The sequence below is a fragment of the Maricaulis sp. W15 genome, from assembly GCF_001924955.1.
GTDB lineage: Bacteria > Pseudomonadota > Alphaproteobacteria > Caulobacterales > Maricaulaceae > Maricaulis > Maricaulis maris.
Map to the genome: position 1 here is coordinate 284,655 of NZ_LQXG01000016.1, position 26,742 is coordinate 311,396.

A 26,742-nucleotide genomic window follows, 5' to 3' on the forward strand; every position below is an offset into this window, starting at 1 on the left:
TGGCGTGGATATCAGGCCTAGCCGGGGATTTCCCGGTTGGGTGCTTCGTCGTCAGGCAGGTAATTCAGCGCCGTCATCGGCAGGGAGCGGCCATTGGCCTGGACGATGCGGACATGTTTGCGGCCCAGTCGGCGCGGTTCCGGCACGCCGCAGGAATGGGCGATCATCTCGACATGCTGGCGCACCGTGTTGGCGTAAGCGGCGACCCGCTCGGCCTTGTCCTTGACCACGAGACCGCGCTGCAGGTGTTTCTTGTGGGTCGTGACGCCGGTCGGGCAGGTATTCTTGTGGCATTTCAGCGCCTGGATGCAGCCGAGCGAGAACATAAAGCCGCGGCCGCACTGGATGAAGTCGGCGCCGGCCGCGAGCGCCCAGGCGACCGCCCCCGGGGTCAGTAATTTGCCTGACGCGACCACGCGGATACGGTCCTTCAAGCCATAGCGTTCGAGGATGGAGACCACGATCGGCAGGCTTTCTCGGATCGTCAGCCCGACATTGTCCATCAGCGCCATCGGCGCCGCGCCGGTGCCGCCATCACCACTGTCTATGGTGAAGAAGTCGGGGGCACTCTCCGGTCCGCGCTTGGTGATCTCGACGCACAGCTCGTCAATCCAGCCATAGGCGCCGATCACCGCCTTGAAACCGACTGGCTTGCCGGTGACCTGCCGGATATGCTCGATCATGTCGAGCAGACCTCCGATATCGTCGAACTCGGGGTGCCGATTGGGCGAGATCGAGGCCTGACCAACGGGAATGCCGCGTATCGCTGCGACTTCGGCGGTCACTTTCTCGGCCGGCAGGATGCCGCCCTTGCCCGGCTTGGCGCCCTGCGACAGCTTGAGTTCGAACATGCGCACGGTTTCGTGGGCGGCAACTTCGCGCAGCTTCTCGTCGGACAGGCCGCCCAGCTCGTCGCGGACACCGTATTTGGCGGTGCCGATCTGGAAGACGAGGTCGCAGCCGCCTTCCAGGTGCATCGGTGACAGCCCGCCCTCACCGGTATTCATCCAGATGCCGGCCTTGGCGGCCCCGCGTGACAGCGCCCGCACCGCCGGTTTGGACAGGGCGCCATAGCTCATGCCGGAAACATTGAAGAAGGACGGTGCGTCATAGGGGATGCGGGCGTCCGGTCCGACCCGCATCGGCTGGGTATCGGCGGCATGGTCGTCCAGCAGCGGGAATGGACAATTGACGAAGATCGCATTGCCCGGCTTGTCCATCGGCTTGGTCGAGCCGAATGGAATTGTGCCGCCCTTGCCCTCCGATGAACGGCCCACCCACTCCCGTTCAGCCCGGTTGAAGGGCAGCTCCTCGCGATCCATGGCGAAGAAATACTGCCGGAAGAATTCGCCCAGCGTTGTGAAGAGCGAACGGAAGCGACCGACGACGGGATAATTGCGCCGAATCGCGTCGCGCGTCTGGGTGATGTCGGTAACATACATGAGCAAGGCGATCAGGGCCGCCAGGCCGACGGCGAGAATGAACGCCTGGGCCAGGATGTTCATGGCATCTATCGCCCAACCAGGCAGCATTGTCATGGGTGTCTCCCGCTCGTTCGCGCCGTATCATGACCCGTCATCGAGCGTGATGCGAGAGTCCGCGGCGCGAATGTTGCGGGTGTGACGCCCGGCGTGGAGGCTAGGCCTTCACGTCGACATTGCCGCCGGTACCGCCGGACGCGTCACCATTGCCGGCCACCGGGCCGGAGGAGACGGCGACCATGGCGGCGCGCAGGGTGCGGTCGGCGATCACGAAACCGGTCTGCATGACGGCAGCAATCTTGCCGGCGCCATGTTCGGACGGAATCTGGGCAACGGCCTGGTGCCTGTGCGGATCGAAAGTGTCACCCGGCTGCGGGTCGACCTTCTTGACGCCGTGACGCTCCATCTTGGTGGCCATGGCCTTTTCGGTCATGGCCACGCCTTCGACGAGGTTTTTCACAGCGTCCGGTGCGTCGGCGAGGGCGGTCTCGTCAACGGCGCTCATGGCGCGCGTGAGATTGTCGGAAATGTCGAGCATGTCCTTGGCGAAGCTGGAAACGGCGTAGCTGCGGGCATCGGCGACATCGCGTTCGGCACGGCGGCGCGTGTTCTCGGCCTCGGCCAGGGCACGCAACAGCTTGTCCCGCATGGAATCAAGTTCTCCGGTCAGCTTGAGGACCGGGTCCAGCTCGGTCGTTTCGTCTGCCGTTTGGTCTGCCGGGTCGACAGCCGCTTCGGCGCTGTCTTCAGCAGCGGCGGGTGCGGTTTCGTCCTGCGGGGCTTGCGGGTCTTCGTGCGGCTTGTTCTCTGTGTCGCTCATCTGTCTTCACTCTCGCGATCGCGCGCTGTCCAGTATCTGTCCGACCACACGGGCGGTGTAGTCGACGAGGGGGATAACACGGGCATAGTTCAAACGGGTGGGGCCAATTACACCCAGCGCCCCGATGATTTCCTGTTCGGCATTCATATAGGGCGCCACGATCACACTGGAACCCGACAGACTGAAAAGCGGGTTTTCGGCGCCGATGAACAGGCGCACGCCCTGGGCGTCGCGGGCCTTGTCCAGCAAGGTGATCAGCTCTTCCTTGCGCTCGATGTCGTCAAACAGGAGGCGGATGCGTTCCAGGTCGCTGGCGGCCTCGAGGCTTTCCAGAAGGCGAGCTTGGCCGCGCACGATCAGCGAGCGTTCGCGGCCCTGGCCACCGCTCCAGTCGGCCAGCCCCAGCGTCACAAGGCTTTCCGCGGCGCCGTCAAGAGCGGAACGACGTTCGGCAATTTCGAGCTCAATGGCCTTGCGGGCATCGCTCAGCGTGCGTCCCTTGAGGCGAGTGGACAGGTAATTGCCGGCCTCGATCAGCGCGGCCGGCGGGATGCCGTCCGGTGTTCGCATCAGCCGGTTCTCGACGCTGCCATCCTCAAACACCAGAACCGCCAGCATTTCCACAGCGGACAAGGGTACGAATTCCACATGCCGCATCGGCGCTTCGCGCTTCGAGGTGATCACCAAACCGGCGCCGCCAGCAAGCCCGCCAAGGAGGGAGGTTGCCTCAGTCAGCAAATCCTGTGTCGAGCGCCCGGATACTGAAACCTGCCCTTCGATAGCCTTGCGCTCATCTGCCGACAATTCGCCAACCTGCAGTAGGCCATCAACGAAAAGGCGCAGGCCGGCATGGGTCGGCATGCGACCGGCGCTGGAATGCGGCGCGCTCAACAGGCCGAGATCGGCGAGGTCGGCCATCGTGTTGCGGATCGAGGCCGGCGACAGGGAGAGATTGCCGGTCTGCGACAGGGTGCGCGAGCCGACCGGGTCGCCGGAGCGCAGATAGGCTTCCACGATCTCGCGAAAGATCGTGCGCATGCGGTCATCCAGCGCGGCCAGGGCCGATTGCGGTGCGGTCTGGGACATGAGTCTTCAATTAGTCGTGCCTGCGCCCGGGTTCAATCCGCTTTGCGCGTGCTTGGCGCTTGAAGCCCACCGACAACGCCGCTAGGAGCGGGGCATGACAGCACCGACACCGGAGACGAGCATGAGACCCAATGGACGCGCCCGCGACGCCATGCGCGAAATCAGCCTCGAGGCCGGCGCCTCGCTCTATGCCGAAGGCTCCTGTCTGGCCCGTTTCGGCGGCACGCATGTCCTGTGCACCGCCAGCATTGAAGAAAGCGTCCCGCCGTGGATGCGCGGTAGCGGCAAGGGTTGGGTGACGGCGGAATACGGCATGTTGCCGCGGGCGACGCATACGCGTTCGCGCCGTGAAGCGTCTGCCGGTAAGCAGTCCGGCCGCACCCAGGAAATCCAGCGTCTGATCGGTCGCTCCCTGCGCGCCGTTGTGGATCTCAAAGCCCTCGGCGAGCGCCAGATCACCATCGATTGCGATGTCCTGCAAGCTGATGGCGGCACCCGGACGGCGGCCATCACCGGTGCCTGGGTGGCGCTGAAACAGGCGACCGGCTATCTGATCGAGGAAGGCTTGCTGACCGAGGACCCGGTTCACGGCCAGCTCGCGGCCATCTCCTGCGGTGTCATCGACGGCGAAACCCGGCTCGACCTTGAATACGAGGAGGACCGCCGCGCCGAGGCCGACGCCAATTTCGTGCTGACCGACAAGGGCGGGATTGTCGAGATCCAGGCCACCGCGGAAGACAAGCCGATCCCGGAGACAGATTTCGACCTGCTGTTCGCCCTCGCCAAGGCCGGCGTCACCGACCTGTGCGCGGCGCAACTGGCCGCACTGAAGGCTTAGTACTTGCACTGAAGGCGGAAGCCGGTTGAATTAAAGAACAGACGGCGGGGGCGCGCTGGGGGGCTGGAAACGGCCCGCACGGCCTCTTTGGGAAGGGGCTACCGTGCAGGCCCACCCCCGCCGTCTGTCCCGTCGACCCTTGGGTCGGCGGTCTTTGGGTGACGTTCGCGCCTATTCGGCTGCGTCGGCGTCATCGTCCTCATCATCAAAACTCAGCAGGTCGCCGGGCTGGCAACCCAGTTCGCGGCAGAGCGCTTCCAGGGTCGAGAAGCGGACGGCCTTGGCTTTGCCTGTCTTGAGGATGGACAGGTTGGCCATGGTGATGCCGACACGGTCGCAGAGTTCGGTCAGCGACATGCGGCGCTCGAGGAGCATGCGATCAAGAGTGACGCGAATGGGCATGGTGTGCGTCTCCCCTAAATCGTCAATTTTTGTTCTTGGCGCATCCGCGCGCCTTCGCGGAAGACTTCCGCCAGGACCAGAAGCGCCACCACGGCGAACCAGGCCCCCAGATCAATTCCGTCCACGCCTGCCAGTTCGAGCCCGCCGACCACCGGATTATCGGTATCCAGAAGGGTCAGGATCATGGCGACCGCACCCTGGGTGACATGACGCAGGACCTGGTAGGCGGCGATGGCAATCGCGATTACCCGCAAATGGCCGGCATTTTCCGGTACGAAGGGGTCGCCGGCGATCAGGGTCGAGAAGATGCGGCGCAGCCGGTCGATCACGACCAGGAAGGCGACGATCTCGGCGACGAAGATCGGGTAGACCCAGCCGTGATTGCGGATGGTCTCAAAAAACTGTGTGACGAAGCTCGGCGAATAACCAAGCCAGTCCATCAGCAGGGTGGCGCCGGTTGCAATCAGGACGAGGGCTGCAAAACCCAATAGGGCCCAGGCCAGGTACCAGACCACGTCCAGTACCACCTTCAAAACGGATGCGAGTGATCCGCTTCCCAGTGCCTTCATAGCCGCCCCTTCCCTGCTAGGCGTCGCACGCGAGGTCCGGTGACCTTAATCCGTTTGACCGGACCTCACGCGACTTTTTCCATCATGCCGCGACCGGGGCAATGGCGTAGAACGCGCCGGCGCCGACAGCGACGAGCAGCATGAGGTTGATGGCGATGGAGCCGATCATCTGCATGCCTGAATTGTTGGACCTGACCATTTCACTGTTTCCTTTGTCTTGTATCTGACCAATTACCGTTGTCATTCATGTTGTTCGGACGACGTGTCCCGTCCTTGTTGTTTATCGATAAACACAAAGTTCGGCGGGCGCAAGCGAAAAATATCGTTTTTCGATATGAATTTTTCGAAAGGCGATAAATGAGATGGCGCGGGAGCGGCAAAATGAACCGGGAAACCTGGGTGCTGGCGAGCCATAACGCCGGTAAAATCAAGGAGATGGAGCGGATTCTGGCCCCCTTCGGAGTGACCCTGAAGAGCGCCCGCGACCTCGCCCTTCCTGAACCGGAAGAAACCGAGACGACATTTCGCGGTAACGCGGCGCTGAAGGCGCGGGCGGCCTGTGAGGCGACGGGCCTGCCTTGCCTGGCCGATGATTCCGGACTGTCTGTCGATGCGCTCGGGGGTGATCCCGGCATCCATTCAGCCCGCTGGGCCGGCGAGCCGCGCGATTTCAGTCGCGCCATGCAGCGGGTCGAGGACGCGCTTTCGGCGTCTGGCAGCGCTGACCGCACTGCGCGCTTTGTCTGCACGATTGCCCTGGCTCGACCTGGCGAGGACATTGTCTTCTTTGAGGGCGAGGTCGAAGGCGAGATCGTCTGGCCGCCGCGTGGTCCGGAAGGTTTCGGCTATGATCCTGTCTTCCAGCCCGCCGGTCATGACCGCACATTCGGCGAGATGAGCGCTGACGAGAAGCGCCAGCTCAGCCATCGCGCCCGTGCGCTGGACGCGATGGTCGCGCAGGGTTTCCAGCGATGACCGATCTCGGCCAGGCGCTCGGGCTTTACCTGCACTGGCCCTATTGCGCGCGGATCTGTCCCTATTGCGATTTCAATGTCTATCGGCCCAAGGGCGATGACGAGGCGCTGCTCGCGGCAATTCTGGACGACATGGCGGACTGGCGCGAGCGCACCGGGCCGCGGGCGTTGGCCAGCCTGCATTTCGGCGGAGGAACGCCTTCACTGATGAAGCCTGACTGGATTGCCCGGGTGATAGAGGCGGCGGACCGGCTCTGGGGGTTGTCGACGGGCGCGGAAATCGGTCTTGAGGCCAATCCCAATGACCAGGCCCGTTTCGCCGGCATTGCACAGGCCGGCGTGGGCCGCCTGTCGCTGGGGGTCCAGAGTTTCGATGATGCGGTCCTTGCCGGTCTCGGCCGTGATCATGACGGCTCCGGTGCGCGTCAGGCCATCGACATGGCCCTGTCTTCCTTCGATCGGGTCTCGGTCGACATGATCTATGCCCATGCCGGTCAGACCCTGTCTGACTGGCGGACCGAACTCGGAGAGGCGCTGGCCACTGGCGCCGGTCACATCTCGGCCTACCAGCTGACCATCGAGCCGGGCACGGCCTTCGGCAAGCGGACCGAGCGGGGCGAGACGCTAGCCGTGGACGGGGACAGCGCCGCCGATCTCTACGAGCTCACCGGCGAGATGTGCGCGGCGGCAGGCTTTCCCGCCTATGAAGTCTCCAACCATGCCCGCAGCGACGCGGATCGTTCGACCCATAACCGGATCTATTGGGAAGGTGGGGATTGGATCGGTGTCGGACCCGGCGCGCATGGCCGGCTCGGGCGCAGTACGGCGGACGGTGGCCGGATCGCCACCACGGCTGCCCGGCGTCCGTCTGACTATATTGCCGGTGTTGCGACGCGCGGCTCCGGCGTGCCGGACGCTGGCCGCGAACAGCTTTCTCCGCCCGAGGACATGATTGAGCGGGCCTTTCTCGGGCTCCGGATCACCGACGGTCTGGATCTCGACCATCTCGCCGCCGCCACCGGATGCCAGCCAGAGGCGGCCGGCATCGACCGGATGATCGACGAGGGATTCCTGGCCCGTGACGGGGTGCGTATACGCCTCACACCGGCGGGCCGTCTGCTGGCCGACCGGGTTACCCGCGAAATATTGCCCTGAGCGGCCGGGACTAGAACGCCTCGATGGGTTCGAAGGTCAGCGGCGCCGGTTCGATTTCCCGAAGTCCGCGGGAGCGCATTTCATAAATCGCCAGTCCGCGTTCGATCAGTCCGGTCCCGACGAAACGGAACAGGCCATCGGCGCCGAGAAAACCCTGCTCTTCCTCAATGGCTTCCCGGGTGAAACCGCGCTCACCGCCGTCGAGATGGGCGGCCAGGCTCATCGCGTCATAGGCAAGGCTGGCGATCCGCGAGGGATCATTGCCATAGGCTGCCCGATAGGCCGTCTCGAAATTGGTGCGGGCGTCCAGGTCCGGACCGGCGAACCAGCCGCCGTGCAGGGCCGGCTCCCGCAGCAGGTCGGGGTCATTCCAAAGCCCGGTGCCGAGGAAGCGCACGACAAGTGGGTCGACCGATTGCGAGATCAACAGCGGTCCCAGCGCGCGAAGGCGCGTCCCGCCCTCCGGCAGGATCACCGCCTGGAAGGCCGCCTCGGGGTCGGGCACCCAGGCTTCGCGCCGCAGCTCGTCGGCCTCTTCCGGGGTCAGCGGTTCGAACACGCCTTCCGCAAGGCGCGCCGAGGCGCGTGCCATGGCTTCAACATCGCCGGTATAAAAACTCTCCGCGGCGACATAGCCGCCGGTCAGCGCGGCATTGTCCTGCAGCGCGGCGTGCACAGCCATGCCGTAGCGGCTCTGCGGCCCGAGATAGGCGAAGCGCTCGACGCCCTGACGGGTGGCGTATTCGACAATGCGGGCGACTTCAATCTCCGGCGGAAAGCTCATCAGATAAACGCCATTGCCGGCAACCGTGGCGTCCGTCGTGAAGGCGATGACCGGGATGCCGGCCTGGCGAGCCACCTGGCCGGCAGCGGAAACAGCCGGTCCGAACAGCGGCCCGATAATGATGTCGGCGCCGTCCTCGACAGCGGCCTGGGCCGCAGACCGGGCGCCCTGCGGTGTGCCTTGTGTGTCCTTGGGGATCAGCAGGAGATTGCCGCTGCCGCGCTCGAACAGGGCCAGCTCGGCCGCATTCAACAGGCGAAGCGCTTCCGAGCGGGCGCCGGAATTGTCAGCCGAGAAAGGCAATAGCAGGGCGACGCGGGCGATTTCGCGGTCCGCCATGTGTGGCGGGATGAGGCCGGTGGCGACCGGCTCCTCGACCGGATCGGGCTCGATTTCGACCGGTTCATCGATTACCGGTTCCGGCGGCGTGTAGATCGGCGCCGGCGGCGCGGTCTGCGTTGTGCCACAGGCGGCGAGTGTGCCGACCATCGCGATGACAGCGAGGCAGCGCAGGCCGCGGCTTTGTGCCAATGTGTCCGTCGGCAGGGCGATACGCGAATTGAAGACTGAAAGCATGACCGAAACATCCCGGGAAATTCTTGGCGAAGCTATCCGCCGTGGCGGCAGGGGGCAAGCGCTCGGGCCGGGGCTTTACCTGGTTTCGACGCCAATCGGCAATTTGCGCGACATCACCTTGCGGGCGCTCGACGTGCTCGGACAAGCCGACCGCGTCCTTGCCGAAGACACCCGCGTCACCCGGCGACTGCTCGATGCCTACGGGCTGCGGGTCGAGTTGACGGCCTATCATGACCATAATGGTGAGCGGGTCCGGCCCGGAATTCTCGAAGATCTTGAAGCCGGCAAGCGCGTTGCCCTGGTGTCGGATGCGGGCACGCCGCTGGTCTCTGATCCGGGCTACAAGCTGGCCCGCGACGCGATCGCGGCCGGTATCCCGGTCATTGCCATCCCCGGCGCGTCGGCGGTGCTGGCGGCGCTCGCCATTGCCGGTCTGCCGACCGATTGTTTCACCTTCGCCGGCTTCCCGCCGCAAAAGACCGGTCCGCGCGAAGCTTGGCTTGAGCCGTTTCGCCACATCCCCGGCAGCCTTGTTTTCTATGAGGGCGTATCGCGCCTTCCGGCGATGATCGCCAGCCTCGCCAAGGTGTTGGGAGACCGGCCGGCGGCGGTCTGCCGCGAGCTGACCAAGCTGCACGAGGAGGCACGCCGCGGCTCCCTGTCCGAACTGGCCGCTCACTACGCAGAAGCCGGGCCGCCACGCGGTGAAGTCGTGATTGTCGTCGGCCCGCCGCCGGTGGATGACTGGGATGCCGGGCGGATCGATACCGCCTTGCGCGCGGCGCTTGAGGACATGCGCGTCAAGGAGGCCGCCAGCCATGTCGCCGAAGCCTCCGGCTGGCCGCGGCGCGATGTCTATGCCCGAGCCCTGGCGCTCAAGGACCAGGACCGGTGACCCGTAAGCGGCGGCAGGCGGAAGCCCGCGGCCGCTGGGCTGAATGGCTGGCCATGGCCTGGCTGGTCGCCAAGGGCTATCGCCTGCTTGATCATCGTGCCCGCACGGCCGCCGGCGAGATCGACCTGGTCGCCAGCCGCGGTGAATATCTGGTGTTTGTCGAGGTCAAGGCGCGGCCCAGCATCAAGGCCGCGCTTGAGTCGATCGGGCCGCGCCAGCGCGGTCGCATCACCCGTGCGGCCTCGATCTGGCGGGCCTCGCGCCCGGCCGTGCAGGCGCTGCATTTGCGCTATGACCTCTTCTTGGTCGTGCCGGGCCGTTGGCCACAACATCGCCGCGCGGCCTGGATTCCCGGAGACGGCGCCCGCGACCTGCTCTGACCCGGCCCGGTATCGTGTCTTTTGTGATGTGGCTTGGCCTGGGCGCCGCGACTTGTCATGGTAGCGCGTCTGCAAATGACTAAGCTGGGGCGCGGGCGATTCGACAGGAGCTTCGTGTATGGCCGACCGTCTTTCTTTTATGTCCACCCTGCTGCTGGCCGGGCTTGTCGGGCTGGCCCCGTCGGCCTGCAGTTCCGTCGGTGCGGTTGGCCAGGATCGGTCGATCGGCCGCCAGCTCGACGACACCAATGCCTCGGTCTCGATCAAGTCGGCCATGCTGCGCTCGGAAGGCTTTGCCCTTGATGGCGTCGATGTCGAAGTGACCGAAGGCATCGCGCTTTTGACCGGACGGGTGCCGCGCGAGGATGACCGGTTGATGGCCGAATGTCTGGCCTGGTCCTCGGTTGCGGTGCGCAATGTTGCTAATGAAATCGTGGTCGGGTCCGGCCAGGGCTTCCGTGACCGTACCCGCGACGCCGAGATCACGGCCCGGGTCAATGGCCGTCTGATCTCCGACCGCTCCGTGCGCTCGATCAATTTCAATGTCGAAACCCGTGCCGGCCGGGTCTATCTGCTAGGCGTTGCCCGCAATCGCGGCGAGCTGGAGCGCGCCAGCGCCCATGCTTCGTTGGTTGAGGGGGTTGAGGAGGTCGTCTCCTATGTCCGCATCGCCGGCGTGCCGACCAATCTGCCGGCGCGCGGCGAACGCCGGGCTGAAGCCTGTGTCGGCGAAGCGAATCCGGGGGTTGAATCCCGGGGCGACGGCCCTAACTCCGGACCACAATTGATCGGTGGACCGGAGACGAGATGATGGCATGGCGTGTTGCGGTCCAGATGGACCCGATCGAGACTGTCAATGTGGACGCCGACACGACGTTCGCCCTGATGGAAGAGGCCCAGGCCCGGGGCGCCGAGCTCTACGTCTATCATCCCGACCAGCTGGCCTGGCAGGAAGGCCGCATTCTCGCCCGGGCCCGCCCGGTCCGGGTCAGGCATGTCCAGGGCGAGCACGCCGAGCTTGGTGAGGCGCGGGTGCTGGATCTGGCGCGCGATGTCGATGTCGTCCTGATGCGCCAGGATCCGCCCTTCGACATGGCCTATCAGACCGCCGCCCACCTGCTGGAAATGCTGAAGGGTGAAACCCTGGTACTCAATGATCCGTTCTGGGTCCGCTCGAGCCCGGAAAAAATCCTGCCGCTCCTTTATCCCGACATCATCCCGCCGACCCTGATCACACGCGACCTTGCGGCCCTGACCGGGTTTCGGGATACCCATCAGGACATCATCATCAAGCCGCTCTATGGCAATGGTGGCGCCGGGGTTTTCCGCCTGAAGCCGGGCGACGGCAATTTCTCGGCGCTGCTCGAGACTTTCTTCGCGCAATCGCGCGAGCCGGTGATCGCGCAGGCTTTCCTGCCGGCGGTGTCAGCGGGCGACAAGCGCATCCTGATCATTGATGGCGAGCCGATCGGTGCCATCAACCGCGTGCCGCAAACCGGTGAGACCCGCTCGAACATGCATGTGGGCGGGGTCGCCGAAGCGTCCGGCCTGACCGATAGCGATATGCGGATCTGTGACGCGATCGGTCCGATCCTCAAGGAGCGGGACCTGGTCCTCGTCGGCATTGATGTGATCGGTGATCGCCTGACCGAGATCAATGTCACCTCACCGACCGGCGTCCAGGAGCTCAAGCGTTTCTCCGGAATCGATGCCTGCGCCGCCTTCTGGGATGCGGTGGCCCGCCGGGTCGGCGCCTAGAATACACGCTTGACGTGCGACAATTTATCGTACATGCTTTGTTCCTGTTTTGATCTGGTTGTGAACGAACCTGTGGAAAACCCAATGATGCCGGACGGTTACCGGATCGGGTTGCGCTGCGAGACAGGTGGGTTGCATCTGGTGGCGGGGCGCGACACAGGCGGATGCCTGTGAATCAAATCCCCGGTATGTCGGGAGATTCGTCATGGCGGCTCGAACCGCTTCAGTGGCCTTCCACGGCGCCGAAGCCCGTCTTGTGGATGTACAGGTTCAGGTTGCGGGCGGGTCCCAGCCGATCTTTTCCATCGTCGGGCTGGCCGACAAGGCGGTCGCCGAAAGCCGGGAAAGGGTCCGGGCAGCTTTCTCGGCGCTGGGCCTGTCGCTCCCGTCGAAACGGCTGATCGTCAATCTCGCCCCGGCCGACCAGCCCAAGGAAGGTGCGCATTTCGACCTGCCGATCGCGATCGGCGTGCTGGCCGAGCTGGATGTCCTGCCCAAGGATGTGGCCGAGGACTATCTGGCCTTTGGTGAGCTGGGCGCCGACGCGCGCATCCGGCCAGCGCCGGGTGCCCTGCCCGCTGCCGTGGCGGCGCATGCGGCCGGCCGGGCTCTGATCTGCCCCGAAGCCTGTGGTCCGGAAGCCGCCTGGGCCGGTGGTGACCTGGCCATTCTGGCGCCGACGACGCTGATCCAGCTGATCAATCATTTCAAGGGCAGCCAGGTGATTGACCGCCCGGCGCCCGGCGAGTTGATCGAGGCTGGCCCCGATGTCGACCTGCGTCAGGTCAAGGGACAGGAAGGGGCCAAGCGGGCGCTGGAGATCGCCGCGGCGGGCAATCACAACCTGCTGATGGTTGGCCCGCCGGGGTCGGGCAAATCGATGCTGGCCGAGCGCCTGCCCGGCCTGTTGCCGCCGCTGACCGCGCCGGAACTGCTCGACGTGTCCATGATCCACTCGGTGGCCGGCCTGCTCGAGCGCGGCCGACTGACGCGGAACCGGCCTTTCCGTTCACCGCACCATTCGGCCTCGATGGCCGCCATGGTCGGCGGCGGCAGCCGGGCCCGGCCGGGTGAGGCCTCATTGGCGCATCGCGGGGTTCTGTTCCTGGATGAATTGCCGGAATTCCATCCGCAAGTGCTTGATAGTCTTCGCCAGCCCCTGGAAACGGGATCCATCACCGTGGCGCGGGCCAATGCCCATATCGCCTATCCGGCCCGCTTCCAGCTGGTCGCGGCGATGAATCCCTGTCGCTGCGGCGGTGGCGGCGCTGATGGCGCCAGCTGTCGCCGCGGGGCGCGCTGTGCCATTGATTACCAGGCCCGCATATCCGGCCCGATGATCGACCGGATCGATCTGCAGATTCAGGTGCCACCGGTCACGCCCGCCGACCTCGCCCTGCCGCCCCCGGTTGAAGGCACCGCCGAGGCCGCTGCCCGGGTGGCGCGGGCGCGGGAGGCACAGGCCGGGCGCGGCTGTCTGAATGCACAATTGCCGACCGACCTGCTCGATCATGTCGCCGCGCCGGACCGGGCTGGCGAGGCGCTGCTGAACGAGGCCGCCATCCAGCATGCGCTCACCGCCCGCTCCTATCACCGCGTTCTGCGGGTGGCGCGAACCATTGCCGACTTGGAGGGCCAGGAAGCCGTGCGCCGTCTCCACATTGCCGAAGCCCTGTCCTGTCGCCGTGGCCTGCAACGCGCCGGTCCGACGGCCAACCCGGCCGTGCGTGCCTGAGATTTGGCGGGCACCTTGACTGCGGGAAGCGCGGAGCCAGCCCGGCCTGCCGCAAACTCGTCAATCCAGGCGGGGCATAACGACGCTTCATTAACCCAAATCATCTATCAATCAGGCAGTTCGATCCGAAGGATGCAGATGGCCGACGAGCCGGAAGATCGCCTGACAGCCAGTTCATCGCGGCCTGATATCGCGGCGAATGGTGGGACTGCGTCTGCCTCCGGCCGGCCCGGCGCACCGAAACCAGGCGACGGGTCCGGTATTGCAGTCGATGCTGCGGCTGATACCGCAAGCCCGTTTGACACCCTGCCCGGCGCGATCGACACCCTGCTTCTGACGGCCCTCGACGCGGCCGGCGAACTCATCCTCGTGCGCGGAAATGGTGGCCGGGTGATGTATGTGAATGCGGCCTTCCTGCGGGCCTTTGGTGGCGCGCGCGAGGACTGGGTCGGACGCTGGTTCTCGGTTGCCCCGCCGGTCTCGGCCCAGGATTCCCGGCGCTATGAAATGCTGATGCGGACGCGCAAGGGCGCGATCTGGATCGAGTGGGATGAGCGCCTCCTGCCGGACGGTGCCGGCGTCATTTCGGTGGGTCGCGACGTCACCAGCCGCCGTGCTGCGCACGATGACCTGCAAGCGTCGCAGCGCGCCAAATCCCTTTTCTTTGCTGCGGTAACCCATGAATTGCGCACGCCGCTGGCCGGTGCGCTCGGCGTGTCGCGTCTGCTCGAAGCGACGCCGCTCAAGCCCGACCAGGCCGATTATGTCCGCTCGATCGCGGCGTCCGCCGATCATGCCCTGTCGATGGTCGACGATATTCTCGACCTGTCGCGCTTGGAGGCCGGCCGGCTGGAATTGCGTCCGGAGACGGTCGATGTCGCTGACCTCGTCCGCGAGACGGTGGAACTCGCCGCGCCGCGCGCCCAGGAAAAAGGCCTCGAAATCGGCGTCGTTCATGCCGCCGGCGCACCGTCACGGATCACCGGCGATGCCGCCCGGCTCAAGCAAATCCTCTACAACCTGCTCGGCAATGCCGTGAAATTCACGCAAGCCGGCGGCGTCCGGCTCGACATTGCCAATGCACCGGACAGTGAGGGGCGCGACCGGCTGGCCCTGTCGGTCAGCGATACCGGGCCGGGTATTTCCGAAGCCGACCAGGAAAGCCTGTTCGAGCATTTCGAGCGCGGTGCTGCCGAGCGCAATGGCGCCGAAAGCGGGGCCGGGCTTGGTCTGGCCATGGTCCGCCGTCTCGCTGACGCCATGAACAGCGCCATGGGCGTTGAGAGCCGGCTCGGCGAGGGTGCCAAATTCTGGCTGATCTTCGATCTGCCTGTGCTGGCCACGCGCACCGACCGGCCGCTGTCGGGCCGTCATGTTTTTGTCGCCAGCGCCAATGACACGCTGCGCGAAAGCCTGTGCGACCAGCTTGAAGCCCTCGGCGCCGAGGCCACGGCGATCATGACCGCCGCGGATCTGGCCAAGGCGGAAGGTCGCGAGCTCTTGTGTGACGCGGCGTGGGCGGATGACGCTGGCAGCGCCCAGGTCTGGCAGCTGGTGACGCCGGCCGAAAAAGCGCAGCGCACCGACCTGGTCGCCGAGGGTGATGCCAATTGGTTCGTCAAACCGGTCCGGGCTGCGACCCTTGTGGCGCAACTGACATCCGGGCAGGCGGTCGACGGGTCAACAGCCGTTCCGGAGGGCCAGCTGGCGCCGGGCGCCTGTTTCCAGCCGGACCTGTCGGGCCTGCATCTGCTGGTCGCCGAGGACGATCCGGTCAACGCCCTGATTGCCCGCAAATGCCTGGAAGGTCTCGGCGTGCGGGTCACACCGGTCGCGCGCGGTGACGCCGCCCTGGAAAGCCTGACATCACAGGCATTTGATGCCGCCCTGCTGGATCAACGCATGCCCGGCCTGGACGGGCCGGACGTGGCCCGCGCCGCCCGCGAGGCCGGCTGCCGCCTGCCCCTGATCGCCCTCACCGCCAATGATAGCGAGGCTGATCGCAAGCTCTGCCTGGGCGCCGGCATGGATGAATTCCTCACCAAGCCGCTCGACGCCGACCAGCTCGCCGACATCCTCACCCGCTTGTGCCGCCCCGGAAACCGCGCCAGCATGGGGTGACAACGTCCCCTGCCGGAGTGGTAAGCCCATGTCTGACTTGCGAGAAACTGCCGGCGTTGCGGGGCAGCGCACCTTCATGCAAACCTTGGTCGTCTATGCGACGCCGGTCATGATCTCGATGCTGATCCTGGGCTTTGCGTCCGGGCTTCCGCTCTACATGGTTTTCCAGAAGCTGTCCTACTGGCTCCGCGATGCCGGAATTGACCGTTCGACCATTGGTTTTTTCTACTTTGTTACGCTGGCCTACACACTCAAATGGCTGTGGGCCCCGGTCGTTGATCGGGTCAAAATTCCGCTCCTGTCCAAGCGTCTCGGCACCCGCCGGGCCTGGATGGTCACGGCCATTGCCGGAACGGTTATTGCGCTTGGATTCGTGGCGACGACAGACCCGACAGGTGCTTCCTATCGCCGCGACGACACCGGTGTGCGCATCGCCCAGATCGAAGCGGGCGAATACCAGGTCCTTCTGGACTCACTGGCAACGGCCGAGGCTGACCCGGAGCGAGATGCCGGTGCCGTCATCGGCAATGTGACTCACCCCGTCGAGCCGGTTGTGGACGAAACCGGCGCCCAGGTCGTGGAGCTACCGGAAGATGAATACCGGCGCTTATTGTCTCTGGTGCGAGAAGACGAGCACTTCGAGGCTCTCTCCGTGTTCCGGACTCTCGCGACCCTGCTTCCCATCGCAATCGCGGCTTTGTTGCTGGCATATTCCGGCGCGACCCTGGATGTCGCGATTGACGCCTGGCGGATCGAGTCGGCGTCGAATGACATGCAGGCGAACATGGCGGCGGCATACTCCTTTGGCTACCGCATCGCCTATATGACGTCCGGACTGGGTCTGGCGATATCCGAATGGTCCAACTGGCATGTTTCGTTTCTTGTCATGGCCGCCGCGATGGCCATCTCGGCCGGCCTCGTCTTCTTCATGAAGGAACCGAAGGCCGGCGTTGGACGCCGCGCCCTTGAAGGCAGTTTCGGGGTGAAGGTCGTCAATGCCGTGTGGCAGCCCTTCAAGGACTTCTTCGCCCGCCTCGGCTGGTGGATCATCCCGGTGGTCGCGTTGATTTCACTCTATCGGATCAGCGATTTCACCATGGGTGTGATGGCCTCGCCCCTGTATTCGGACCTTGAATTCGACCGCGCTGTTGTTGGTGGCATACAGGCAGGACCCGGCCTCGCGGCGACGATGTTCGGGCTCTTTGTGGGCGGTGTGACGGCCTTGCGGATCGGCATGATGCGGGCCTTGGTGATCGGGCTGGTCATCACACTTGTGACAAATGGTGCCTATGCTTGGCTGGCCGCCACGGCGCAGCCGGACGAAAGCTGGAAATTGCTGATCGCGATCGTCGGTGACAATCTGGCCGGCGGTTTCGTTACAACCGTCTTCATCGCCTATTTGTCGAGCCTGGTTGATCCGGCTAGCGCCGCCACCCAATACGCGTGGGTGAGCTCCTTCTACGCCCTGTTCGCGAAGTTCCTGTCCGGTTTCTCCGGCGTTTTGGCGGATGCCGTCGGCTGGGTCGTCTTCTTTGTACTCACGGCGGCCTGGACCATTCCGGCGGCCATTCTTCTTGCCGTCGTCATCCGGTTCGGACCGGCCGCTGCCAAAGGCGAACACAAATTCGCGGAACGACAGACCGAATAGAGCTGACCCCTACTCCGCCAGCCCGCTTTCCACATCATGCTTGTCCGGATCATAGGCCGCGAGCGCTGCCAGCGTGGTGATCTCTGACACCGACGCACCCAGCCGGGCGATCTGGACCGGTTTTTCGACGCCGACCAGCATCGGCCCGATCACCGTGGCACCGCCGGCCATGCGCAAGAGCTTGGTGGCGATCGAGGCGGAATGGATGGCCGGCATGACCAGAACATTGGCCGGACCCTTCAGGCGCGAGAACGGGTAGAGGAAACGGTGTGACGGGTCGAGCGCCACATCGACATTCATCTCGCCCTCGTATTCGAAATCCACCCCGCGTTCGTCGAGGATCTGGACGGCCCGGCTCAGCTTGTCGGAGCGGTCTCCCGACGGATTGCCGAAAGTCGAATAGGACAGGAAGGCAACGCGGGGCGTGAAGCCAAAACCCTTGGCGGCCGCGGCGGTCTCCATGGCGATGTCGGCAAGCGCCTCCTCGTCGGGGAATTCGGCGATATTGGTGTCGGCGATGAAGAGGGTGCGGTTTTTCACCAGCGCGATCGACATGCCCATCACGCGCTGGCCCTCGGCCGGGTCGAGCACTTGTGAGATATCGGCCAGCGCGGCGCCATAAGCGCGCGTCGTGCCGGTCACCATGCCGTCGGCATCGCCCAGCTTGACCATGCAGGCGGAGAAGACATTGCGGTCATTATTGACCATGCGCTGCACGTCGCGCTTGAGATAACCCTTGCGCTGCAGGCGGCTGTAGAGGAAGTCGGAATAATCCGCATTGCGATCCGACAGTCGCGCATTGACGATCTCGATACAATCTTCCGGCACGCCGACAAGGCGCATATTGGCCCGCGTGATCTCCTCGCGGCCGACCAGGATGGCCTTGCCCAATTCCTGGTTCTGGAAGGCATAGGCGGCGCGGATCACGGACGGTTCCTCGCCTTCCGCAAACACGATGCGGCGGCCATGTCCCATCACCGCACCCTGGATGCGTTGCAAGAGGGCAGCGGTCGGGTCGAGGCGGCGGGCCAGGGAGGCGCGATAGGCGGCCATGTCCGGGATCGGCTTGCGGGCGACGCCGGTATCCATGGCCGCTTGGGCGACATAGGGCGGGACATAGGAAATCAGCCGCGGATCAAAGGGCGAGGGGATGATGTAATTACGGCCAAAGGTCGGGCGGGCGCCGTGATAGGCGGCGGCGACCTCGTCCGGCACATCTTCCTTGGCCAGGGCGGCCAGTGCCTGGGCGGCGGCGATCTTCATCTCTTCATTGATGGTGCGGGCGCGCACATCGAGGGCGCCGCGGAAGATATAGGGGAAGCCGAGGACATTATTGACCTGGTTGGGATAGTCCGACCGGCCGGTGGCGACGATGGCGTCCTCGCGCACGGCGCGGGCGTCTTCCGGGGAAATCTCCGGGTCCGGATTGGCCATGGCGAAGATGATCGGGTCCTTGGCCATGGTCTTGACCATGTCCTGGGTCAGCGCGCCGGCGACCGACAGGCCGAGGAAACAATCTGCGCCCTCGACCGCTTCGGCCAGCGAGCGCTTGTCGGTGACGATCGCGTGGGCCGCCTTCCACTGGTTGAGATTGTCGCGCTCGGTGTGGATGATGCCTTTGCTGTCGCACAGGATGGCATTGTCCGGCTGCACGCCCATCGCCTTGAGTAGTTCGAGGACGGCGATCCCGGCCGCGCCGGCGCCATTGACCACCACGGTGAGGTCTTCCATGCGGCGATTGGTCAGTTCGCAGGCATTGATGATGCCGGCGGCCGAGATGATGGCGGTGCCGTGCTGGTCGTCATGGAAGACCGGCACGTCGAGCAATTCGCGCAGGCGCTGTTCGACGATGAAGCTTTCCGGCGCCTTGATGTCTTCCAGATTGATGCCGCCGAACGTATTGCCGATGCGTTTGACGCATTCGATGAATTGCTCGGCGTCCTCTTCCTCGACCTCGATGTCGATGGCGTCGATATCGGCGAAGCGCTTGAACAGCACCGCCTTGCCTTCCATCACCGGCTTGGACGCCATGGCGCCCAGATTGCCGAGGCCGAGAATGGCGGTCCCGTTGGAGATCACGGCGACCATATTGCCCTTGGAGGTATAGTCGTAGACCTTGTCGGGGTCGGCGGCGATCGCCTTGACCGGCACGGCGACGCCCGGGCTGTAGGCCAGTGACAGGTCGCGCTGGGTCGCCATCGGCTTGGTCGGGGACATGGCCAGCTTGCCGGGAACGGGATCCTTGTGGAAGGCGAGGGCTTCCTCGTCCTCGACGTGGCTGGTTCTGTCGTTCATCACCGATGTCCTTGTAACTTCCAAACTCCGGGTAAATTTTTGAAGTCCCGGGCCTTACAGCGCTCTAGCCGCTTCACCCCCTTGCACGCAAGGCGAAACCTCGCCACCGTCTGCGCCGATGAACGCCCTGTCGACCTTCCCCGTGCCGCGCGATCGCACCTTCCCCTCTGCTGAGGGCGCGACGCCGATGATGCAGCAATTCCTGGCCCTGCGGGCGCAGGCGCCAGCGGATGCGCTGTTATTCTACCGCATGGGCGATTTCTACGAGCTCTTTTTCGACGACGCGGTGCGGGCGTCGGCGGCTCTTGACATCGCCCTGACAAAACGCGGCGAACACCAGGGCGAACCGATTGCCATGTGCGGGGTTCCGGCCGCCACCGCCGAGGCCTATCTGGCCCGGCTGATCAAGGCCGGCTTCAAGGTCGCGGTCGGCGAGCAGATGGAAGACCCCAAGGCGGCCAAGGCGCGCGGCGGATCGAAAGCGGTGGTCGAGCGCGCCATCACACGCGTTGTGACACCGGGCACGCTGACCGAGGACAGCCTGCTCGATCCGCGCGTCTCGAACCGGATCGCCGCCCTGGCGCAGCTGGCGACGGGCGAGGCGGCCCTCGCCTGGGCCGATGTCTCGACCGGTGATTTCCGGGTCTCGCCAGTCCATGCCGACCATCTCGCCGCCGAGATCGCCGCGATGAGTCCGGCCGAGCTGCTGGTCGAAGAGCGCGCTTTTGCGGAAGCGGCCCTGCTGGCACCGCGCTCGACGCTGACGCCGTTGCCGCGGGCCAAGTTCGACCCGGCCTCGGCCGAGCGTCAGCTCAAGGACCAGTTCAAGGTCCAGGAGTTGACCGCTTTCGGTGAATTCTCGAAGGCCGAATGCGCGGCGCTGGGGGCCTTGCTGGACTATCTCGCCCTGTCACAGGCCGGGGCGCCGGCCAAGCTGGCCCCGCCGCGCCAGATCCGGGCCGGAGCAAGCCTCGCCATTGATCCGGCCACCCGCGCCAGTCTTGAGATCGAGCGCACTTTGTCAGGATCACGTCAGGGATCCCTGCTCGACGCGATCGACCGCACCGTGACGGCCCCCGGCGCCCGCCGTCTGGCGGAACGCCTGGCCCGGCCGCTGACCGATGTGGCGATGATCGAAGCGCGCCTGGATGCGATTGCCTGGTTCGAACGGGGGCGGGCCGAACGCCGTGACCTGCGTGAGCGTCTGCGTCAGGCCGGCGATGCCGAGCGGGCCCTGTCGCGCCTGTTGCTGGGACGCGGGGGGCCGCGGGACCTCAAATCTCTGGCAGCGGCCCTGCAGGAAGGCGAAATCATTGCCTCGCGCCTGCTCGACAAGACACTCGATACGCCGCCGGCCCTGATCGCTGAGGGGCTAACGGCGCTGGTCATGAATGACAAGCCGGACCTCGCCGCCCTGATCGCTGACTTGGAACGCGCGATTGTCGACGAGCCGCCGCTTCTGGCTCGTGACGGCGGTTTTGTCGCTGAGGGCTGGCGGGCAGAACTCGATGAGTTGCGGCAGCTGCGCGATGCCTCGCGCCGGGTCGTGGCCGGCCTGCAGCAGACCTATGCCGAGGCGGTCGGGATCAGTGCCCTCAAGGTCAAGCACAACAATGTTCTGGGCTATTTCGTCGAAGTGACGGCCAAGCATGGCGACGCCCTGATGGGCGATGAGCGCTTCATCCATCGCCAGACCATGGCCAATGCGGTGCGTTTTTCGACCACGGAGCTGGCCGAGCTGGAAGCCAAGATCGCGTCGGCCGGCGACCGGGCACTGGCGATGGAGATCGAGACTTTCGCGGCCCTGCGCGACCGCGTCGAGGCTCAGGCCGAGCTGATCCGGGCCGCCGCCCGGGCCTTGGCCGAATTCGATGTCTCGGCCGGCCTCGCGGAATGGGCCGAGGACTCAGAGGCCAGCCGCCCGGTGATGTCCGACGACAGCGTGTTTCACATCGAGGGCGGGCGCCATCCGGTGGTCGAGCGGGCCTTGGCGAAGGCCGGCGATGGCCGTTTCACGCCGAATGATTGCCGTCTCGACGGCGCCGGCAGCGAGGCAGCCCGGCTGACTTTCGTGACCGGCCCCAACATGGCCGGTAAATCTACCTTTTTGCGCCAGAACGCGCTGATCCTGATGCTGGCCCAGGCCGGCTGTTATGTGCCGGCGCGGACGGCACGGATCGGCATTGCAGACCGGCTTTACTCCCGGGTTGGTGCCGCCGATGACCTAGCGCGCGGCCGTTCAACCTTCATGGCCGAGATGATCGAGACTGCCGCTATTCTCAATCAGGCGACGCCGCGCAGTTTTGTCATTCTCGATGAGATTGGCCGCGGTACCGCGACCTTTGACGGTCTCTCTATCGCTTGGGCGGCAGCCGAGCATCTTCATGCCGTCAATGGCTGCCGCGCCTTGTTCGCGACGCATTATCACGAGCTGACGCGGCTGGCCGATGATCTCGACGCGGCCGGCAATGTCTCGCTCAAGGCGCGCGAGTGGAAGGGTGAGCTTGTCTTCCTGCACGAGGTTGGCAGCGGCGCGGCGGATCGCTCCTACGGGATCGAGGTGGCGCGCCGGGCTGGCCTGCCGCGCATGGCCGTCAAGCGCGCGCAAGCCATCCTGGAGCGGCTTGAGGCGGATGGCACACCGGCGGCCGCCCTGACCGATCTGCCGCTTTTTGCGCTCGCCGAACCGGAGCCGGAACCCTTCATCTCCGAGGTCGAGACACGCTTGGCACAGATTGATCCGGATGCGCTCAGTCCGCGCGAAGCCCTGGAAGTCCTTTACGCCCTCAAGGCTATGACGCAGAAAACGTGACGTCCCGTCCTGCGGTAAACTAGATTGGTCCCACGATGAAGATGCCCGTTCTGCCTGCTTCGCTGGATGGTCTGCAATTGCGGGCGCAACTGGCGGCTGCCCTGGCCCAGCAAGGCTGGGACTCGCCGGCTGCGCGAGCATCGGCCCTGAGCCATGTTCGCGCCTCGATTGACCGGTTCCGCGGCCAGGCCTTTGCCAGCCTGTCCGGTGCCGGCGGTGGGGCGGTCGCGGCACATCTTCTGTCCGACGGGATGAGCGCGTGCCTGCATGCCTTGTTCGACTCGATGGCCGCCGCAGACCCGGACGGGTCGGCCGGCGTCGCGTTGTGTGCCCAGGGCGGATTTGGCGCCGGCGAATTGGCACCCTCCTCGGATATTGATCTGATGCTGATCAAGCCGGATGCGCCGAGTGAGCTGACCGACGCCTTCCTGCAGCAATTCCTCTATGCGCTCTGGGACCTCAAGATTGATGTCGGCGGCGGTGCCTGTCGCACAATGGACGAGACCATCGCGCTGACCAGCGAGGATGCGTCCGAGCGCACGGCCCTGTTGTCGCTGCGTCATCTTGCCGGCGAAGAAGCGGCGACCGCGACCCTGGCCCAGCGTTTTCGCGACGAAGTCGTGGCCGGTGACCTGCCGGCTTTCGTCGAGGCCAAGCTGCGCGAGCGAGACGCCCGGATCGAGAAGGCCGGGCGGTCGCGCTACACGGTCGAACCCAATCTGAAGTCCGGCAAGGGTGGGCTGCGCGATTTGCAACTGATGCGCTGGCTGGCGCAGTTTCTTTATGGTGCCGACGCTTTCGAGCGCTGGGTCGGCAGCCGCCTGCTCTCGGTCGAGGATGTCTCGAAATACATTCTCGCTGATGATTTTTTGTGGACGGTGCGGTTTCACCTGCACGAGCTGGCCGGCGGCAAGGATGAGCGCCTGACCTTTGACGTCCAGCCCGAGATTGCCGCCCGCATGGGCTTTGAGGATGGCGATACCGAAAGCGGTGTAGAACGCTTCATGCGCCGCTATTTCCGCACCGCCATGGATGTCGGCGCCCTGACCCGCCTGGTCTGCGCCAAGCTGGAAGCCGATGCCTGGAAGTCCAAGCCCAAGGGGTTGGCGCGTTTCCTTCCGCCGGGCATGGATGCGGCCGAGGATGCCGATGTTGGCGAGTTCATCGTCCGCGAAGGGCGGCTCGACTTTGCCCACGCCACCCAGATCCGCGAAGATCCGATCCGCTTGATGCGCTTTTTCCATGTGGCGGCGTCGCGGCGTCTCGACCTTCATCCCGAGGCCGTGGCCCGGATCGGCCGGACGCTGCATCTGATCGATGATGATTTCCGCCGAGCCCCGCGCGCGGCGCGGGCCTTTTTTGCGGTTTTGCTGGACAGTGCGGCGCCGATGGCGGTGTTGCGGATGATGACCGAGGCCGGGGTGTTGGGGCGTTATCTGCCCGAGTTCGGGGACATTGTCGCGCGCACCCAGTTCAACATGTATCACCGCTATACCGTGGATGAGCACACGCTGCAGGCGCTTGGCCTCCTGCGCGAGATCGAGGACGGGCTGCATCCGCTTGATCACCCGCTGGCGACCAAGCTGGCGCCGCTGATCCAGAATCGCCGAGCCCTGCATCTGGCTGTCCTGTTGCATGATACCGGCAAGGGGGCCGGGGACCAGTGTATCGAAGGCGCCGCGCGGGCGCTGACGGCCTGTGAACGCATGGGTGTGGGTGAGGCCGAGACCGAACTGGTGTCCTGGCTGATCGCCTCGCATCTCCTGATGAGCGATACGGCGCAGCGGCGCGACCTGTCAGATCCGCGCACAGTGGCGGACTTTGCGGCCGCCATTGGCACGGTTGAGCGGCTGCGTCTGCTCACCGTCCTGACAGTTGTTGACATTCGGGCCGTCGGCCCCGGTGTCTGGAATGGCTGGAAAGGCCAGCTCATTCGCGAACTCTACACGGCGACCGAGCAGGTCTTGTCGAGTGATGGCGACAATCTCCAACTGGCGCGCGAAACCCTTGCCGACAAGGCGGAATTGGCCCGCAGCCGGATCCGGCCCCGCCTCGAACGGGTCAATCCGGACTTTGCCGCCTGGTGGACCGCCGAGCTGAATGACGCCTATTGGACGGCCTTTTCGGAAGAAGACCGCTTCCGCCACGCCGCGTTCGTGCGCCATGCCCGCAATGGCGCCCGCCAGACTTCGGCGGCGGTGCGTGTTGACCGGCGTCGGGCGGCCACCGAGGTCATGATCTGGTCGCCGGACCGGGAGCGAGTGTTTGCCGATATCGTCGCCGCCTTCGCCGAGGTTGGCGCTGATGTGGTCGGGGCCACCATCAACACCACGGCGTCGCATCAGGTGTTTGACATCTTCTACATCCAGGATGCCGCCGGCCAGCCCTATGGCCGGCATGATGCCGTACAGCGCCAGGCCCTGGTTGAGTATCTGCGCGAAGTGGCAACCGGTGAGGTCACGGTCAGGCGGCGTCCGGCGGCGCCGCTCAAGCGCCGGGACGCGGCTTTCCGGGTGACACCGAATGTGACGATTTCCAACGAGATCGCCGAGCAGGCGACCGTGATCGAAGCGTCGGGGCGCGACCGGCCGGGCCTGCTGGCCGACCTTGCCGACATCCTCGCCGACGAACACCTCGCCCTTACTTCAGCCCAGATCGATGGTTATGGCGAGCGGGCGACGGACGTGTTCTATGTCACCCATCGCGGCGAAAAACTGGTCGATGCGGCGATTGTCGAGCGTGTGCAAAGCGGGTTGCTGGCGGTCTTTTCCGAAAGCGAAACCGCCTTCGACAAGAAAGCGGCCCAACGCGGTATCGCCCGGGCCCGGGCGAGCGTGTTGCGGTAAAAGGGGTTCAGATGCATCTGCTTCGATCCACGGCCGTTGTCGGCGTGCTGACCATGGCGAGCCGGGTCCTTGGCCTGGTGCGGGAGATGCTGCTGGCGGCGGCTCTGGGGGCGGGCGCCGTTACTGACATATTCCTGACAGCTTTTCAGTTCCCCAATCTTTTCAGACGTATATTTGCGGAAGGTGCGTTCAACTCCGCCTTCATCCCGCTCTATGCCGGCAAGTTGGAGACCGGCGAGGCCGGAGAAGCCATCCAATTTGCCCGCCAGGTCATGTCTGTCCTGCTGACGGCTATGCTGATCCTTGTCGTCGCGGCGCAATTGTTGATGCCCTGGTTGATGTATGCGCTGGGGCCCGGCTTCGTCGGACAGCCGGACCAGTATCAGCTGGCGGTGCTGCTGACCCAGATCACCATGCCCTATCTGTTGATGATGTCGTTGAGCGCGATGCTCAGCGGCGTGCTTAACTCGCACGGCCGGTTCGCGGTCGCGGCGGCGGCACCGGTGCTGCTGAACCTGACCCTGATCGGCATTCTCTATTTTTCGCCGGCCGGGGGCGAAGGTCTGGCGTTGCATCTGGCGATCGGGATCAGCCTGTCCGGCATCGCGCAATTGACCTGGTTGTTCGCCGCGTGCCGCGCCACCGGCTTGCGCCTGAGCCTGTGTTTGCCGCGCCTGTCTCCCGGAATTCGGCGCCTGATCGTGCTGGGCGTGCCGGGCGCCCTTGCTGCCGGGGTGACGCAGATCAACATCCTGGTGACCTCATCCATCGCCACCATCGAAGAGGGCGCACGGTCCTGGCTCTATTATGCCGACCGGCTTTATCAATTGCCGCTTGGCGTGGTCGGGATTGCCATGGGCGTGGTGTTGTTGCCGACGCTCAGCGGGCGGGTCCGCGCCGGTGCTGTCGAGGCGGCGTCGAATGCGATGAACCGGGCACTGGAGATTTCCATGGCCCTGACCTTGCCCGCGGCGACGGCGCTGGCTGTCATCCCGGTCTTCGTGGCCACCGGCATCTACCAGCGCAGTGAATTCACGCCCGCCGATGCGATCATGGTGAGCCAGGCCTTGGTGCCGTTTGCCATCGGCCTGCCGGCCTTCGTACTGATCAAGGTGCTGTCGCCCGGCTTCTTCGCCCGTGAGGACACGCTGACGCCGATGAAGTTCGCGACAGTCGGCGTGGTTGTGAACCTGGCCGTCGGCCTCGCACTGTTTTTCGGGCCGCTGGGCTTTGCCGGGCTCGCCATGGCGACGGCGCTGGCAGGATGGGTCAACACCATCCTGCTAGCGGTCACCCTGAAACGGCGCGGCCTGCTTGAGCCGGATGCGCGTCTTCTGGGCAAGCTGCCGCGCATTCTCGGTGCCTGCGCGGTCATGGCGGTCTTCCTGCTGGTCGCCGAACACTATGCCGAGCTCTTGCGGGCGATCCTGTTCGATTCAACGCTGCTGACCCTTCTCGTTGTGTGCGGGGCAGGGCTGGGTGTGTACGGGTTGGCGGCGCTCACGACCGGTGCGCTGCGTCCGGCCGAGGTGCGCGCGGCGCTCAAGCGCTCTTGAGGCAATCGCCT

At 65.1% G+C, this 26,742-nt stretch carries 20 protein-coding genes; 13 read left to right on the forward strand and 7 right to left on the reverse strand.

All coding sequences use genetic code 11. The annotated features are described in order from the left end of the window. Positions 1-17: 17 nt before the first annotated feature. From AWH62_RS09435 to hrcA, 3 genes are all read right to left on the reverse strand, one after another. Complete coding sequence (locus tag AWH62_RS09435) at positions 18-1,532, reverse strand: FMN-binding glutamate synthase family protein (protein WP_075190222.1); 1,515 nt, start codon at positions 1,530-1,532, stop codon at positions 18-20. Between the two features lie 106 nt (positions 1,533-1,638). Then, positions 1,639-2,301, reverse strand: coding sequence for a nucleotide exchange factor GrpE (gene grpE / locus AWH62_RS09440; RefSeq protein ID WP_075190223.1), 663 nt, complete (start codon positions 2,299-2,301; stop codon positions 1,639-1,641). Between the two features lie 6 nt (positions 2,302-2,307). Beyond that, positions 2,308-3,387 carry a heat-inducible transcriptional repressor HrcA gene (hrcA, locus tag AWH62_RS09445; RefSeq protein ID WP_075190224.1) on the reverse strand — a complete coding sequence of 360 codons (1,080 nt, stop codon included), beginning with the start codon at positions 3,385-3,387 and terminating at the stop codon, positions 2,308-2,310. A 121-nt stretch (positions 3,388-3,508) separates the two neighbouring features. On the opposite strand from hrcA, the gene rph reads away from it, so the two are divergent. Next, positions 3,509-4,225 (forward strand): ribonuclease PH, encoded by a 717-nt coding sequence (gene rph, locus AWH62_RS09450; protein ID WP_075190225.1) that lies wholly within the window; start codon positions 3,509-3,511, stop codon positions 4,223-4,225. A gap of 171 nt (positions 4,226-4,396) precedes the next feature. Here rph and AWH62_RS09455 read toward each other — a convergent pair whose 3' ends face one another. Further along, positions 4,397-4,627 (reverse strand): helix-turn-helix transcriptional regulator, encoded by a 231-nt coding sequence (locus AWH62_RS09455; protein ID WP_075190226.1) that lies wholly within the window; start codon positions 4,625-4,627, stop codon positions 4,397-4,399. A gap of 14 nt (positions 4,628-4,641) precedes the next feature. Beyond that, the gene (locus tag AWH62_RS09460; protein WP_075190227.1) at positions 4,642-5,196 is read right to left on the reverse strand and encodes a DUF2975 domain-containing protein; all 555 of its coding nucleotides are present in this window, start codon (positions 5,194-5,196) and stop codon (positions 4,642-4,644) included. A 381-nt stretch (positions 5,197-5,577) separates the two neighbouring features. Here AWH62_RS09460 and rdgB point away from each other — a divergent pair, with 381 nt between their 5' ends. Next, complete coding sequence (gene rdgB, locus AWH62_RS09465; RefSeq protein ID WP_075190228.1) at positions 5,578-6,171, forward strand: RdgB/HAM1 family non-canonical purine NTP pyrophosphatase; 594 nt, start codon at positions 5,578-5,580, stop codon at positions 6,169-6,171. Continuing rightward, a complete protein-coding gene (gene hemW, locus AWH62_RS09470) occupies positions 6,168-7,325 on the forward strand; it encodes a radical SAM family heme chaperone HemW (protein ID WP_075190229.1) in 1,158 nt (385 codons plus the stop codon). Before rdgB ends, hemW begins: the two co-directional genes overlap by 4 nt. A gap of 10 nt (positions 7,326-7,335) precedes the next feature. Here hemW and AWH62_RS09475 read toward each other — a convergent pair whose 3' ends face one another. Further along, complete coding sequence (locus tag AWH62_RS09475) at positions 7,336-8,685, reverse strand: penicillin-binding protein activator (RefSeq protein ID WP_075190230.1); 1,350 nt, start codon at positions 8,683-8,685, stop codon at positions 7,336-7,338. Between AWH62_RS09475 and rsmI the strand changes: the two genes are divergently transcribed. The 7 genes from rsmI (at position 8,684) to AWH62_RS09510 (ending at position 17,222) form a co-directional block, all read left to right on the forward strand. After that, positions 8,684-9,580: a 16S rRNA (cytidine(1402)-2'-O)-methyltransferase gene (gene rsmI / locus AWH62_RS09480; protein ID WP_143742999.1), complete on the forward strand. Its 897-nt coding sequence runs from the start codon at positions 8,684-8,686 to the stop codon at positions 9,578-9,580. The two genes, AWH62_RS09475 and rsmI, sit on opposite strands and share 2 nt — an antisense overlap. Continuing rightward, positions 9,577-9,960, forward strand: coding sequence for a YraN family protein (locus AWH62_RS09485; protein WP_075190231.1), 384 nt, complete (start codon positions 9,577-9,579; stop codon positions 9,958-9,960). The genes rsmI and AWH62_RS09485 overlap by 4 nt, the downstream gene beginning before the upstream one ends. A 118-nt stretch (positions 9,961-10,078) precedes the next feature. After that, the gene (locus AWH62_RS09490) at positions 10,079-10,771 is read left to right on the forward strand and encodes a BON domain-containing protein (protein ID WP_075190232.1); all 693 of its coding nucleotides are present in this window, start codon (positions 10,079-10,081) and stop codon (positions 10,769-10,771) included. After that, positions 10,771-11,718, forward strand: a complete 948-nt coding sequence (gene gshB, locus AWH62_RS09495) for a glutathione synthase (RefSeq protein ID WP_075190233.1) — start codon at positions 10,771-10,773, stop codon at positions 11,716-11,718. Before AWH62_RS09490 ends, gshB begins: the two co-directional genes overlap by 1 nt. Before the next feature lie 205 nt (positions 11,719-11,923). Then, positions 11,924-13,453, forward strand: a complete 1,530-nt coding sequence (locus tag AWH62_RS09500; protein WP_075190234.1) for a YifB family Mg chelatase-like AAA ATPase — start codon at positions 11,924-11,926, stop codon at positions 13,451-13,453. A 138-nt stretch (positions 13,454-13,591) separates the two neighbouring features. Then, positions 13,592-15,574, forward strand: coding sequence for a hybrid sensor histidine kinase/response regulator (locus AWH62_RS09505; RefSeq protein ID WP_233128289.1), 1,983 nt, complete (start codon positions 13,592-13,594; stop codon positions 15,572-15,574). 28 nt (positions 15,575-15,602) lie between these two features. Further along, positions 15,603-17,222 (forward strand): MFS transporter, encoded by a 1,620-nt coding sequence (locus AWH62_RS09510; RefSeq protein WP_233128290.1) that lies wholly within the window; start codon positions 15,603-15,605, stop codon positions 17,220-17,222. Between the two features lie 9 nt (positions 17,223-17,231). Here the strand turns inward: AWH62_RS09510 and AWH62_RS09515 are convergent, their stop codons facing one another. Then, the gene (locus tag AWH62_RS09515; protein ID WP_075190235.1) at positions 17,232-19,517 is read right to left on the reverse strand and encodes an NADP-dependent malic enzyme; all 2,286 of its coding nucleotides are present in this window, start codon (positions 19,515-19,517) and stop codon (positions 17,232-17,234) included. 118 nt (positions 19,518-19,635) lie between these two features. On the opposite strand from AWH62_RS09515, the gene mutS reads away from it, so the two are divergent. From mutS to murJ, 3 genes are read left to right on the forward strand one after another with little or no spacing between them, the layout of a single operon-like run. Then, entirely contained in the window at positions 19,636-22,329 is a 2,694-nt protein-coding gene (mutS, locus tag AWH62_RS09520; RefSeq protein ID WP_075190236.1) for a DNA mismatch repair protein MutS, read from the forward strand. Between the two features lie 35 nt (positions 22,330-22,364). Beyond that, the gene (gene glnD, locus AWH62_RS09525) at positions 22,365-25,175 is read left to right on the forward strand and encodes a [protein-PII] uridylyltransferase (protein ID WP_075190237.1); all 2,811 of its coding nucleotides are present in this window, start codon (positions 22,365-22,367) and stop codon (positions 25,173-25,175) included. An 11-nt stretch (positions 25,176-25,186) separates the two neighbouring features. Continuing rightward, a complete protein-coding gene (gene murJ / locus AWH62_RS09530; protein WP_075190238.1) occupies positions 25,187-26,731 on the forward strand; it encodes a murein biosynthesis integral membrane protein MurJ in 1,545 nt (514 codons plus the stop codon). Positions 26,732-26,742: the final 11 nt, after the last annotated feature.